Source organism: Mycobacterium sp. 852002-10029_SCH5224772 (assembly GCF_001667315.1).
Taxonomy (GTDB): Bacteria; Actinomycetota; Actinomycetes; order Mycobacteriales; family Mycobacteriaceae; genus Mycobacterium.
Genome location: NZ_LZHT01000015.1, coordinates 219,831 through 232,076, shown reverse-complemented (window position 1 = coordinate 232,076; position 12,246 = coordinate 219,831). Strand labels below are relative to the sequence as shown.

Annotated in this window: 14 protein-coding genes; 9 read left to right on the top strand and 5 right to left on the bottom strand. The window is 65.9% G+C overall.

Annotation, left to right across the window (positions count from 1 at the left end; genetic code table 11):
* Positions 1-2: 2 nt before the first annotated feature.
* Positions 3-806 carry a hypothetical protein gene (locus A5775_RS05790; protein WP_067248901.1) on the bottom strand — a complete coding sequence of 268 codons (804 nt, stop codon included), beginning with the start codon at positions 804-806 and terminating at the stop codon, positions 3-5.
* A gap of 119 nt (positions 807-925) precedes the next feature.
* On the opposite strand from A5775_RS05790, the gene A5775_RS05785 reads away from it, so the two are divergent.
* The 9 genes from A5775_RS05785 (at position 926) to A5775_RS05750 (ending at position 8,529) form a co-directional block, all read left to right on the top strand.
* Positions 926-1,942, top strand: coding sequence for a Ppx/GppA phosphatase family protein (locus A5775_RS05785; protein ID WP_067248896.1), 1,017 nt, complete (start codon positions 926-928; stop codon positions 1,940-1,942).
* Positions 1,939-2,904, top strand: a complete 966-nt coding sequence (locus tag A5775_RS05780; RefSeq protein ID WP_067248893.1) for a hypothetical protein — start codon at positions 1,939-1,941, stop codon at positions 2,902-2,904. The genes A5775_RS05785 and A5775_RS05780 overlap by 4 nt, the downstream gene beginning before the upstream one ends.
* A gap of 15 nt (positions 2,905-2,919) precedes the next feature.
* Positions 2,920-3,762 (top strand): sugar phosphate isomerase/epimerase, encoded by an 843-nt coding sequence (locus A5775_RS05775; RefSeq protein ID WP_067248889.1) that lies wholly within the window; start codon positions 2,920-2,922, stop codon positions 3,760-3,762.
* Between the two features lie 25 nt (positions 3,763-3,787).
* Complete coding sequence (locus tag A5775_RS05770; protein WP_067248885.1) at positions 3,788-4,630, top strand: thioesterase family protein; 843 nt, start codon at positions 3,788-3,790, stop codon at positions 4,628-4,630.
* Positions 4,631-4,657: 27 nt separating this feature from the next.
* Positions 4,658-5,533, top strand: coding sequence for a pyrroline-5-carboxylate reductase (gene proC / locus A5775_RS05765; protein ID WP_197512366.1), 876 nt, complete (start codon positions 4,658-4,660; stop codon positions 5,531-5,533).
* 139 nt (positions 5,534-5,672) lie between these two features.
* Positions 5,673-5,930, top strand: coding sequence for a cell division/environmental response transcriptional regulator (locus A5775_RS05760; RefSeq protein ID WP_067164836.1), 258 nt, complete (start codon positions 5,673-5,675; stop codon positions 5,928-5,930).
* A gap of 147 nt (positions 5,931-6,077) precedes the next feature.
* Positions 6,078-6,179 carry a 30S ribosomal protein bS22 gene (locus A5775_RS24645; protein WP_003402602.1) on the top strand — a complete coding sequence of 34 codons (102 nt, stop codon included), beginning with the start codon at positions 6,078-6,080 and terminating at the stop codon, positions 6,177-6,179.
* Between the two features lie 152 nt (positions 6,180-6,331).
* Positions 6,332-7,459 carry an SDR family oxidoreductase gene (locus tag A5775_RS05755; protein WP_067248879.1) on the top strand — a complete coding sequence of 376 codons (1,128 nt, stop codon included), beginning with the start codon at positions 6,332-6,334 and terminating at the stop codon, positions 7,457-7,459.
* Positions 7,441-8,529: a lysophospholipid acyltransferase family protein gene (locus A5775_RS05750; protein WP_197512364.1), complete on the top strand. Its 1,089-nt coding sequence runs from the start codon at positions 7,441-7,443 to the stop codon at positions 8,527-8,529. Before A5775_RS05755 ends, A5775_RS05750 begins: the two co-directional genes overlap by 19 nt.
* 141 nt (positions 8,530-8,670) lie before the next feature.
* Here the strand turns inward: A5775_RS05750 and A5775_RS05745 are convergent, their stop codons facing one another.
* From A5775_RS05745 to A5775_RS25305, 4 genes are all read right to left on the bottom strand, one after another.
* Positions 8,671-9,594, bottom strand: a complete 924-nt coding sequence (locus A5775_RS05745; protein WP_067248876.1) for a cyclopropane mycolic acid synthase family methyltransferase — start codon at positions 9,592-9,594, stop codon at positions 8,671-8,673.
* Positions 9,595-10,116: a MaoC family dehydratase N-terminal domain-containing protein gene (locus A5775_RS05740; protein ID WP_067248872.1), complete on the bottom strand. Its 522-nt coding sequence runs from the start codon at positions 10,114-10,116 to the stop codon at positions 9,595-9,597. It lies immediately after the preceding gene.
* Positions 10,117-10,160: 44 nt separating this feature from the next.
* Complete coding sequence (locus A5775_RS05735) at positions 10,161-11,072, bottom strand: HAD family phosphatase (RefSeq protein WP_067248868.1); 912 nt, start codon at positions 11,070-11,072, stop codon at positions 10,161-10,163.
* A 544-nt stretch (positions 11,073-11,616) separates the two neighbouring features.
* Positions 11,617-12,240 carry a hypothetical protein gene (locus A5775_RS25305; protein ID WP_156660576.1) on the bottom strand — a complete coding sequence of 208 codons (624 nt, stop codon included), beginning with the start codon at positions 12,238-12,240 and terminating at the stop codon, positions 11,617-11,619.
* Between the last annotated feature and the right edge of the window lie 6 nt (positions 12,241-12,246).

Sequence of the window (12,246 nt, the reverse complement as noted above, 5' to 3'; positions counted from 1 at the left end):
GGCTACTCGGCGATGCGAGTCGCCGGGTGCACCGCGATAAGCCCTAACTTGCTGCGGCGCTTGCACATTGCGGCCAGCTCCGCGTACGCCTTGCTGCCCAGCAGCTCGGTGAGTTCGTCGGCCAGGCTTTCCCATACCTGCTTGGCGCCGACATGAGCGGCCGGATCGCCGGTGCAGTACCAGTGCAGGTCAGCGCCCCCAGAACCCCAGCCGCGGCGATCGTATTCGGTGACCCAGGTCTTGAGGATCTCGGTGCCGTCGGGCCGGGTCACCCACTCCTGGTTGCGACGGATCGGCAACTGCCAGCAGACATCCGGTTTCATGGTCAGCGGCGGCACACCGAGCTTGAGGGCCTTGCTGTGCAGCGCGCAGCCGACGCCGCCCGCGAAGCCCGGGCGGTTGAGGAAAATACACGCATCCTTGTGCTTGCGGGTGCGGTACTGCGGTTCGCCTTCGTGCTCGTCGAGCTCCAGATATCCCTTGCGGCCCAAGCCTTTTTCGCGAAACTGCCAGTCGGCGGCGGTCAGTTTTTTCACCGCGTCGTCCAGGCGGGCGCGGTCGTCGTCGTCGGATAAAAACGCGCCGTGCGAGCAACAGCCGTCGTCCGGGCGCCCCTCCACTGTGCCCTGGCAGGCCGGAGTGCCGAACACACACGTCCACCGCGAGAGCAGCCAGGTCAGGTCGGCCGCGATCAGGTGCTCGGGGTTGTCGGGGTCGTAGAACTCCACCCATTCGCGGGCGAAATCCAGTTCGACCTCGTGTCCCGGCCGTCCGGGTTCTGGGTGCGAATTCGCCACACAGTCCACGTTAGACCACGTTTCGGCGCAGCCGAGCCGCTGACACTCGCGGCCCGTATGGCCGTGATCACGGTGGGTTAACCGGGTCGCGCAAAACCCTGGCGGCGGCGCCCAGTTAGGTTGTCTACGTGCGATTGGGCGTTCTCGACGTGGGCAGCAACACGGTGCATCTCCTGGTGGTTGATGCCCACCGGGGCGGTCATCCGACGCCGATGAGTTCGACGAAGGCCACGCTGCGGTTGGCCGAGGCCACCGACAGCGCAGGCAAGATCACCAAACGTGGTGCCGAGAAGCTGATTTCCACGATCGACGAATTCGCCAAGATCGCTGACAGTTCGGGCTGCGAAGAGGTGATGGCCTTCGCCACCTCGGCCGTCCGGGATGCCGGCAACTCCGACGACGTGCTGAGCCGGGTGCGCAAGGAGACCGGCGTCGAGCTGCGGGTGCTGACCGGGGTCGACGAGTCGCGGCTGACCTTCCTGGCGGTGCGCCGCTGGTACGGGTGGAGCGCTGGCCGGATCATCAACCTCGACATCGGCGGCGGCTCGCTGGAGATGTCCAGCGGCCTGGACGAGGAGCCCGAGGTCGCGATGTCGCTGCCGCTGGGCGCCGGCCGGCTGACCCGCGAATGGCTGCCCGACGATCCGCCCGGGCGGCGCCGGGTGGCAATGCTGCGGGATTGGCTGGACGCCGAACTCGCCGAAGCCAGCGCGAAGATCCTCGATGCCGGCAGTCCCGACCTGGCGGTCGCGTCGTCGAAGACGTTCCGCTCGTTGGCGCGGCTCACCGGCGCGGCCCCGTCTGGTGCCGGGCCGCGGGTCAAAAGGACGCTGACAGCAAACGGCCTCAGGCAACTCATATCTTTCATCTCTAGGATGACGACCGCTGACCGGGCGGAGCTGGAAGGAGTGAGCGCCGAGCGCGCACCGCAGATTGTTGCGGGTGCGCTGGTGGCGGAGGCGAGCATGCGAGCGCTGTCGATGGAATCGGTGGATATTTGCCCGTGGGCATTACGGGAAGGTCTCATTCTGCGCAAACTCGACAGCGAAGCCGACGGAACCGCACTCATGGGGCCGTCGGTGCGTAATGCTGGAGGTCAGGTAGTTGATCGGAATCAGCACCGATCGAGAGGCGACAAACCATGACCGGACCGCACTCCGAGACCGAGAGCCCTGGCACTCGGCCGATCTCGGTTGCCGAATTGCTGGCCAGAAACGGAACCATCGGAGCCCCGGCGGTCACCCCGCGGCGGCGCCGGCGGCGCGGTGACAGCGACGCGGTGACCGTCGCCGAGCTGACCGGTGAAATCCCGGTGATCCGCGACGACGACGACGCCGAACACGGCGCCACGGACACGATCGAGGCCGCCGGGCCCGCCGAAGACGCCGTCGCCGAGAACGCCGTTGCCGAGCCGGTAACCGAAGACAAGCCTAGGGCCGGCTACTGGTCCGAGCCCGAGCCGCGCTGGCCCAAGTCGCCGCCGCAGCCCAAGCGGGTGTCGGGCCCCGAGCGCAGCGCCTACCCCCGGCCGTTGGCGAACGGGACCGCCGAGCCCGGGGAACCGTCCGGCGCCGAGGACATGAGTCCCGACCCGATGGACCATTACGCCGACATCCCCGTGGACGTGATGGACTCCGACGTGCGCGAAGCCGAACCCGCGCTGGAGGACTCCGCCTACGTGCGCTCCTACCTGCGGTCTTCGGAGTCGCCGGAGGACGACCTGGAGGAGCACGGAGACACCGCGGGCACGGGGTCGCTGGCCGCAGGGTTGCTCGGCGACGAGGAGCACCCCGAGGGCGGGCACGCGGAGGGCTTCGACGCCCACCCGGTGCAGGGCAGGCTCGACGCGCTGTGGCGCGGCGGTGTGGTTGTGCTGCAGTCGATCCTGGCCGTCGCGTTCGGCGGCGGGTTGTTCGTGGCTTTCGACCAACTGTGGCGCTGGAACAGCATCGTGGCGTTGGTGCTCTCGGTGCTGGTCATCCTGGGCCTGGTGGTCGGGGTGCGGGTGGTCCGCAAAACCGAGGACATCGCCAGCACGTTGATCGCGGTCGCGGTGGGTGCGCTGATCACCCTGGGGCCGCTGGCGCTGTCGTTGCAGTCGGGCTAGCGGCGCCCCCATCCAGTGCGTCCAGCCATCAAAGTCGGCCTTTCCACGGCTTCGGTGTACCCGTTGCGGGCCGAGGCCGCGTTCGAGTACGCGGCCCGGCTGGGTTACGACGGCGTCGAGCTGATGGTGTGGGCCGAATCGGTGAGCCAGGACGTCGCCGCCGTCAAGAAGCTGTCCCGGCGCTATCGCGTCCCGGTGTTGTCCGTGCACGCGCCGTGCCTGCTGATCTCGCAGCGGGTGTGGGGCCCCAACCCGATCACCAAGCTGGACCGCAGCGTGCGCGTCGCCGAAGAACTGGGCGCGCAGACCGTCGTCGTGCACCCCCCGTTTCGCTGGCAGCGGCGCTACGCCGAGGGGTTCAGCGAGCAGGTGGCGAAGCTGGAGGCGTCGAGCGACGTGATGGTCGCGGTGGAGAACATGTTCCCGTTCCGGGCGGACCGGCTCTTCGGGGCCGGTCAGTCACTGGAACGGATGCGCCGACGTGGCGGCGGCCCCGGTGCCGCGATTTCGGCGTTCGCGCCCTCCTACGACCCACTCGACGGCGACCACGCCCACTACACGCTGGACCTGTCCCACACCGCGACCGCGGGCACCGATTCGCTGGACATGGCGCAGCGGATGGGGGCGGGGCTGGTCCATCTGCACCTGTGCGACGGGAACGGGCTGCCCGCCGACGAGCACCTGGTGCCCGGGCGCGGCACGCAACCCACCGTGGAGCTGTGCGAGATGCTGGCCGGCACCCATTTCGCCGGGCACGTCATCCTGGAGGTGTCAACGTCCAGCGCGCGTTCAGCCAATGAGCGCGAAGCCATGCTCGCCGAGTCGCTGCAGTTCGCTCGCACACATCTGCTGCGCTGATCACCCAGGAGACCCACAAAAGTCCATGAACGCACTATTCACCACCGCAATGTCGTTGCGGGAAAACGGCTCCGGCGTCTACGAAGGAGAACTCGACAAGCGCTGGACCATCGGTCCCAAGGTGCACGGCGGCGCGATGCTGGCACTCTGCGCCAACGCCGCCCGCACCGCCTGCGGCGCACAGTCGGGCGGGGCCGAATCGGTCCAGCAGCCCGTCGCCGTGTCGGCGAGCTTTCTGTGGGCGCCCGATCCGGGGCCGATGGAGTTGGTCACGTCGATCCGCAAGCGCGGCCGCCGGATCAGCGTCGTGGACGTGGAACTCACCCAGGGCGACCGCACCGCGGTGCACGCCGTGGTCAACCTCGGCGAGCCGGAACACTTTCCTCCCGACGGTGCGGCCAAACCGCTGCTGTCGGCCAACCCGGTGCTGGACCTGATGGCGCCCGAACCGCCGGACGACATCGAGCCGATCGGCCCCGGGCATCCGCTGGCCGGCCTGGTGCACCTGGGCGAGGGCTGCGACGTACGGCCAGTGCTGTCGACGATGCGGGCCCGCGCCGACGGGCGCCCTCCGATGATCCAGATGTGGGCGCGCCCCCGCGGTGTGGCCCCGGACGCCCTGTTCGCGCTCATGTGCGGCGATCTGTCGGCGCCGGTGACCTTCGCCGTGGACCGCACCGGCTGGGCGCCCACAATCCAGCTGACCGCCTTTCTGCGGGGGCTGCCCGCCGACGGCTGGCTGCGCATCCTCGCGACCTGCACCGAGATCGGCCACGACTGGTTCGACGAGGACCACACCGTCGTCGACAGCCTGGGCCGCCTGGTGGTGCAGGCCCGCCAGTTGGCGTTGGTCCCTGCCGCTCGCTAGCGGGCGGTGTCTGCGATGCTGTCCGGCATGGCAAGAATCGCGATCATCGGTGGCGGCAGCATCGGGGAGGCACTGCTGTCGGGTCTGTTGCGCGCCGGCCGGCAGGTCAAAGACCTGGTGGTGGTCGAGCGGGTTCCCGAGCGCGCCAAGTATCTGGCCGACACCTATTCGGTGCTGATCACCTCGGTGACCGAGGCGGTGGAAAACGCGTCGTTCGTCGTGGTCGCCGTCAAGCCCGCCGACGTCGAGTCGGTGATGTCGGAGGTCGCGCGGGCCGCCGCCGCGGCCGAGAGCGATACCGCCGAGCAGGTGTTCGTCACGGTCGCGGCGGGCGTCACCATCACCTACTTCGAGTCCAAGCTGCCGGCCGGGACGCCGGTGGTGCGGGCCATGCCGAACACGGCGGCGCTGGTCGGCGCGGGGGTCACGGCCCTGGCCAAGGGCAGGTTCGTCACCCCGCCCCAGCTCGAGGGCGTCTCGGCCCTGTTCGACTCCGTCGGCGGCGTGCTGAGCGTCCCCGAGAGCCAAATGGACGCCGTCACCGCGCTGTCGGGCTCGGGTCCGGCGTATTTCTTCCTGATGGTGGAGGCGCTCATCGACGCCGGCGTCGCAGCGGGTCTGAGCCGCGAGGTGGCCGCCGAACTGACCGCGCAGACCATGGCCGGCTCGGCGGCGATGCTGCTGGAGCGGATGGACGCCGATCGCCGATCGGGCGAGGCCGAGGCGCCCGGGATGAGGGTGGACGCCACCGCCACGCAGCTGCGGGCGACGGTGACCTCGCCCGGCGGCACCACCGCGGCCGCCCTGCGCGAGCTGGAACGAGGCGGCCTGCGAGCGGCCGTTGATGCGGCGGTTCAGGCCGCCAAAATGCGCTCTGAGCAGCTAAGAATTACATCAGAGTAATCCAAGTTTTTTGAACTGATTGTCCCCCACCAGTACCAGTAACCCCATTAGTCCCGCTATTCTCCTCTTTGTAAGCACGTGTCGGTGCCAGCGGAGGGGAAGCCGCTGGCATGCGCGTGCCTGACACGATTGGGTTGCGATGACGTCTACGAATGGGCCATCAACGCGAGATTCTGCAGGTAAGCCGCGGGACACCAGTTCCGTCGATGGCCAACAGGGCAGGACGCAATTTCTCACCGTCGCCGAGGTGGCGGCGTTGATGCGGGTCTCCAAGATGACGGTCTACCGGTTGGTGCACAACGGCGAACTACCCGCGGTCCGCGTGGGCCGGTCCTTCCGGGTGCACGCCAAGGCCGTCCACGACATGCTGGAGACGTCGTACTTCGACGCCGGCTGACCTGACACCGGTGGCCGCTCACGGGCGGCGTCTGGCTGCGCGGTTGCGCGGCGGTCAGGCGATGCCGGTTTGGCGTTGGGTATGTCCGGCTGGGTAAAGTGTGCGGGTCCAAGCTTTGAAGCAGGTCTCGGTCAGATAGCGGAGTTCATGGGTTCAGTAATCAAGAAGCGGCGCAAGCGTATGTCGAAGAAGAAGCACCGCAAGCTGCTGCGTCGCACCCGGGTGCAGCGCAGAAAACTCGGCAAGTAACCCCCGCTGCGGCCCGCCTTAAGGCCGTCATAAGGCCGTCGTAAAAACGGCGTAACCGGTCGCGAAGTGCCCGCAAAGTACCCGCAAAGTACCCGCAAAGTACCCGCAAAGTACCGTAGTGCGGCCGTCTCGCCGACCGCTAGGCTGTTCGGGTGGATGCGTCGAATGGGGAGAACACCGGGCCGGACGACACCGCCGGCAACGCGGCGCATTACCCGAAAATCGTGCTGGTCACCGGGGCCTGCCGATTTCTGGGCGGCTACCTGACGGCTCGGCTCGCGCAGAACCCGATGATCAAGGGGGTCATCGCGGTGGACGCGATCGCCCCCAGCAAGGACATGCTGCGCCGGATGGGACGCGCCGAGTTCGTCCGCGCCGACATCCGAAATCCCTTTATTGCCAAGGTGATTCGGAACGGCGACGTCGACACGGTGGTGCATGCGGCGGCCGCGTCGTACGCGCCGCGGTCCGGCGGCACGGCGGCGCTCAAAGAGATCAACGTGATGGGCGCGATGCAGCTGTTCGCGGCCTGCCAAAAGGCGCCCTCGGTGCGCCGGGTGGTGCTCAAGTCGACGTCGGAGGTTTACGGTTCGAGCGCCCACGATCCGGTGATGTTCACCGAGGACAGCACCAGCCGTCGGCCCTTCCGCGACGGTTTTGCCAAGGACAGCCTCGACATCGAGGCCTATGCCCGCGGGTTGGGACGGCGCCGGCCCGACATCGCCGTGACGATCTTGCGGCTGGCCAACATGATCGGCCCGGCGATGGACACCACGCTGTCGCGTTATCTCGCCGGGCCTTTGGTGCCGACGATCTTCGGCCGCGACGCCCGCCTGCAGCTGCTGCACGAGCAGGATGCCCTCGGTGCGCTGGAGCGCGCGGCGATGGCCGGCAAGGCGGGAACGTTCAACATCGGCGCCGACGGCATCATCATGCTGTCGCAGGCGATCCGTCGGGCCGGCCGGATCCCTTTGCCCGTACCGGGTTTCGGTGTCTGGGCACTGGATTCGTTGCGCCGGGCCAACCGCTACAACGAGATCAGTCGCGATCAGTTTGATTATTTGAGCTATGGGCGCGTCATGGACACCAGCCGGATGCGCTCAGAACTCGACTACCAGCCGAAATGGACGACGGCGGAGGCCTTTGACGACTACGTTCGCGGCCGAGGCCTGACTCCCATAATCGACCCACATCGGGTACGCTCCTTGGAAGGTCGCGCCATATCCCTGGCCCAGCGCTGGGGTAGCCGAAATCCAATTCCGTGGGGTGGGGTCAGGTAGGTATCGTGGCGGGTGAAACCAGAGCGAATGTCATTCCGCTGCACACTAATCGGGGCCGGGTAGCAGCGCGCCGGAGAGCCGATCAGAGGGCAGAGGCTGCTCGCCAGCATCCCTCGATGATGTCCGATCCGCGCGGCTCCGCGTCCGCGGAGCAGATCGCCGCGGTGGTTCGCGAAATCGACGAGCACCGGCGTGCCGCGGGGGGATCGTCCGCCGAGGTGCCGCTGAATGAGCTGGCGCAGCGCGTCGCGTCGGTTGCCGGATTCCTCCGCCAGCGGCTGACGGGCGACTACACCGTCGACGAGTTCGGCTTCGATCCGCACTTCAACAGCGCGATCGTCCGGCCGTTGCTGCGGCTGTTCTTCCGGTCGTGGTTCCGCGTCGAGGTCAGCGGGATCGAGAACCTGCCCGCCGACGGCGCCGCGCTGGTGGTCGCCAATCACGCCGGGGTGCTGCCGTTCGACGGGTTGATGCTGTCGGTGGCCGTGCACGACGAACACGCCGCGCATCGCGAGCTGCGACTGCTCGCCGCCGACATGGTGTTCGACCTGCCCGTGGTCGGCGAAGCGGCCCGCAAGGCCGGCCACACCATGGCCTGCACGACGGACGCGCACCGGCTGCTCGCCGCCGGCGAGCTGACCGCCGTGTTCCCCGAGGGGTACAAGGGGCTGGGGAAGCGTTTCGAGGACCGCTACCGGCTGCAGCGGTTCGGCCGCGGCGGATTCGTCACCGCGGCGCTGCGGACCAAGGCGCCGATCATCCCCTGCTCGATCATCGGTTCCGAAGAGATCTACCCGATGCTGACCGACGTCAAGCTGCTGGCACGGCTGTTCGGGCTGCCGTACTTCCCGATCACGCCGCTCTTCCCGTTGGCCGGGCCGATGGGGCTGGTGCCGCTGCCATCCAAGTGGCACATCGCATTCGGTGAGCCGATTTACACCGACGACTACGCGGCGTCGGACGCCGACGACCCGATGGTCACCTTCGAGGTGACCGACCAGGTGCGAGAGACCATCCAGCAGACGCTGTACCGGTTGCTCGCCGGCCGCCGCAACATCTTCTTCGGCTAACGGGGCCTGCGCGGCCGCGCGTAGCACCCAGCGTGGGGGCGCTTTCCGAGCTTTCGGCGCAACAAGCCGACGCTCGGCCTGTGGCGGGCAAGCAAAGCGCCCCGGCGCCAATGGCACCGGGGCGCTAGTGCGCGCGAGCGGCTACTTGACCATGGTGAACTGGCAGACGTTCGTGTACCCGTCACGGAACAGGTCCGAGCAGCCCCGCAGATACTTCAAGTAGATGTCGTAGGTTTCCTGCCCCTTCAGGGCAATCGCCTCGTCCTTATGCGCCTCGAGGGCATCCGCCCAGGCGGTCAGCGTCGGAACGTAGTTCTTGCCGATGAAGTGGTGTCGCTCGATCTTGAAACCCGCGTCGGTGGAGTACTTGTCGACCAGGTCGACCTGGGGCAGCTTTCCGCCCGGGTAGATCTCCTTCAATATGAAGCTGATGAACCGCAGCAGGGTCATGTTCACCTTCAAGCCCATCGCGTTGCCCTCTTCGCGGCTGGGGACCACGATCGAGTGCAGCAGCATGCGGCCGTCGTCGGGCAGCAGGTCGTAATACTTCTTGAAGAAGGTGGCGTAACGCTCGTACCCCGCGTCACCCGCGCCGTCGGCGAAGTGCTCGAATGCGCCCAGCGACACGATCCGGTCGATCGGCTCGTCGTCGTATTCCTCCCAGCCCTGGATCCGCACCTCTTTACGGCGGGGGCTGTCCATCTTTTCGAACTCGGCCACGCAATGGGCGTACTGGTTCTCGCTCAGCGTCAAGCCGATCACGTTGACGTCGTACTCGGCCACCGCGTGGCGCATCGTCGAGCCCCAGCCGCTGCCGATGTCGAGCAGCGTCATGCCGGGCTCGAGGTTGAGCTTGTCCAGGGCAAGCTTGCGCTTGGCGTACTGAGCCTCTTCGAGCGTCTTGGTCAGATTCTGCGGATCCGGATTCTCGTCGAAGTAGCCGCAGCTGTAGGTCATTGACGGGTCAAGCCAAAGCTTGAAGAACTCGTTCGACTTGTCGTAGTGGGATCGCACGGCCTCGACCGGCGGATGCAGCTGCGTTCCCGTTTCCCCCTGTGGTGACATTTACGACGCCCCTAACTTCCCTGCGGATATTGATGCAACTGCCGCGGCCGTTGCTTCGGTCTCGGCCTGATTTGCGGCTTCCCCCAGCATTGTCACAACGCTGGTGACGATCGGCTCTCCATCGGCATCGGTCACTTCGCTGCGGATCTCCGCGAGCACGGTGCCGTGGGACTCAATCACCGAGTCTAGGTAGGTGTCGAAAAAAAGCCTATCGTGCGCCAGGATCGGCCGGTGGAACTTGAACTTCTGGTCGCGGTGGATGACCCTGGCGATGTTGATGGGGATGCTGAACTTGGTAAAGATCTCCAGCTGAACGCGGCGCCCGGCGATAGCGAGGAACGTCAGCGGAGCCACCATCGCGGGGTACCCCGCTTCCGTAGACTCATTCTCGTCGAAATGCGCCGGGTGGTCGTCTTTGATCGCCAGCGCGAACTCACGGATCTTTTCGCGACCGACCTCGAAGTAGTCCGGTGCGCGGTAGTGGCTGCCGATGAGTCCTTCGGCTTCTTTGGGGACTGTCATGCCGCTGTGCTCTCCGCTCGAAGGTGTCTGCGCGGCGCAGCTTATCAGCGTGATTGCCGGCGAGAGGCCACCGCGGCCAGCGCACCACCGGCAGCGCCGAGCGCCAACGCGGATGGCACCCCGATCCGGGCCGCTTTGCGGGCGGTGCGGAAGTCGCGAATCTCCCATCCGCGCTCCCGGGCCAGGGCGCGCAGGCGGGCGTCGGGATTGATGGCGACCGCGGTCCCGACCAGCGACAGCATGGGCACGTCGTTGTAGCTGTCGGAGTAGGCAGTGCAGCGTTTCAGGTTGAGCCCCTCGCGAATTGCCAGCGACCGCACCGCGTGTGCCTTGCCGGTGCCGTGCAGGATGTCGCCGACCAGCCTGCCGGTGAAGACGCCGTCGACCGATTCCGCAACGGTGCCCAGCGCGCCGGTCAGGCCGAGTCGCCGGGCAATGGTTGCGGCGAGTTCGTAGGGTGTGGCCGTGATCAGCCACACCTGCTGGCCGGCGTCCAGATGCATTTGGGTCAGCTCGCGGGTGCCGGGCCAGATCTTGTCGGCGATGATCTCGTCGTAGATTTCCTCGCCCAGGGCCACCAGCTGCTCGACCGATCGACCCTCGATGAACGCGAGCGCCTTGCGCCGGCCCGCGGCGACGTCGTCGCTGTTTTCCTTCCCGAGGACCTGAAACTTGGCCTGGGCGTAGATGAATCCGAGCACATCGCGATAGGTGAAGTAGTTGCGCGTGGCCAGCCCACGGCCGAAGTGGACCGCCGAGGAGCCCTGCACCAGGGTGTTGTCGACGTCGAAGAAGGCGGCGGCGGTGAGGTCGATCGGGGGTTGCGGACGGTCCGGGGCGGCGGCGGCATCTTCGTGCATGCCCTCGATCGCGCGGGCCGCGCTGGCGTCCGCGCCCAGCGACTCCAAGTCAACGTAACCGGTGTGGTCCGCGTTGACCGGGTCAAAGGAAGTCATCGCCCAACCTCCTAGATCGCTGTGCTGCCTGGTGACCCGGCGGGTGCCCGATCCCCAACCCTATCGGGCAGATGGCGTGGGGGCGTTGATGCGTGCCGGGCTGCGTCTCGGGCTGCCGAGTGCGACGCTGGCGTCACGTTCGACGCCGAGTGTGACGGCAGCGTCACAGTCGTGGCTGGACGGCCCGGTTCGAGCAATGCACTCGTCAATTCATCACACGCTAACGCAAGAATTTCCATCCTGGGTTGATATACGGAGGGATGAAAACCCGCAGCGGCTAGCGTCTTCTTCGAGCGGCATCTCGAAGCGTCGATGTTAATCGTTCAACGAGCTCAATCCGCTATGATGGTCTTTATTCGTAGGATCCACACTACTTAAGATCTCCGCCCTTTGAGTCCACTGATTACCTCAGCTGCGTAGTGTCAAAGAGAATACAAATGGCGATTTTCGAGTCGTGTCCGTCGTAAAATCCACGACGCGCGCGATTGACAAGCACAGTCGCGATTGACAAGCACAGTCCTCCGCTCTGGGGAGACCGGCGCGTTCACCCGATGATCTTCAGGCTAAACCAGTCCGGTGGAATTCCTTGACGAAGTATGTCATCGAGCTCTTCGAAACTGAGTACGATCAGATGTGATGCTGCGACGGCGTCGTGTTCCGGCATCCATCCTCTGTCTGTTGATTCGCGATCTACTGTGATGCTGACGCGTCCGGGATAATTTACGGGATCGGGCCTTGTGAGGCTTATCCTCGGGTCCACGCCTTCTTGGTACCAACGATAGCTGGGAGAATCGCTATATCTTCCTGGGCGCGCTTCTTGGCTTATTAAAAACAGCATGTACTTCTCGGCGTCCTCGAATCGCCTAAACATCCAGTAAGTTTTGCGTGAGCCGCGAGACTGCTTGTCGATATAGTATCGATTGTCGTCAATGATCAGATAGTAAGAAAGCTCGTAATCGTCAAGGAAGCGAAGGGTGATGCTATCGGTCATCGTAGGTGGTCTTGTTCCCCAGTCTAGATCCTGGATATTTTTTTGCGCCCCAGAGTCGCTTTGTGGCAGAGGCTTACCCATTTTGCGCAGATAAATTTCTTGCCAGGAGTACCACGACTTCACAATCCGGTGTAGCGGTGGGGGAAACTCGCTCAGGTTAATGTACAAATCGGTCATCCTGTG

Bases quoted from the DNA above. Each gene is read 5' to 3' on its own strand.
- A5775_RS05740 (WP_067248872.1), bottom strand. From the start codon at position 10,116: ATGACAGTCCCCAAAGAAGCCGAAGGACTCATCGGCAGCCACTACCGC.
- A5775_RS05780 (WP_067248893.1), top strand. From the start codon at position 1,939: ATGACCGGACCGCACTCCGAGACCGAGAGCCCTGGCACTCGGCCGATC.
- proC (WP_197512366.1), top strand. From the start codon at position 4,658: ATGGCAAGAATCGCGATCATCGGTGGCGGCAGCATCGGGGAGGCACTG.
- A5775_RS05735 (WP_067248868.1), bottom strand. From the start codon at position 11,072: ATGACTTCCTTTGACCCGGTCAACGCGGACCACACCGGTTACGTTGAC.
- A5775_RS05745 (WP_067248876.1), bottom strand. From the start codon at position 9,594: ATGTCACCACAGGGGGAAACGGGAACGCAGCTGCATCCGCCGGTCGAG.
- A5775_RS25305 (WP_156660576.1), bottom strand. From the start codon at position 12,240: ATGACCGATTTGTACATTAACCTGAGCGAGTTTCCCCCACCGCTACAC.
- A5775_RS05760 (WP_067164836.1), top strand. From the start codon at position 5,673: ATGACGTCTACGAATGGGCCATCAACGCGAGATTCTGCAGGTAAGCCG.
- A5775_RS05770 (WP_067248885.1), top strand. From the start codon at position 3,788: ATGAACGCACTATTCACCACCGCAATGTCGTTGCGGGAAAACGGCTCC.
- A5775_RS24645 (WP_003402602.1), top strand. From the start codon at position 6,078: ATGGGTTCAGTAATCAAGAAGCGGCGCAAGCGTATGTCGAAGAAGAAG.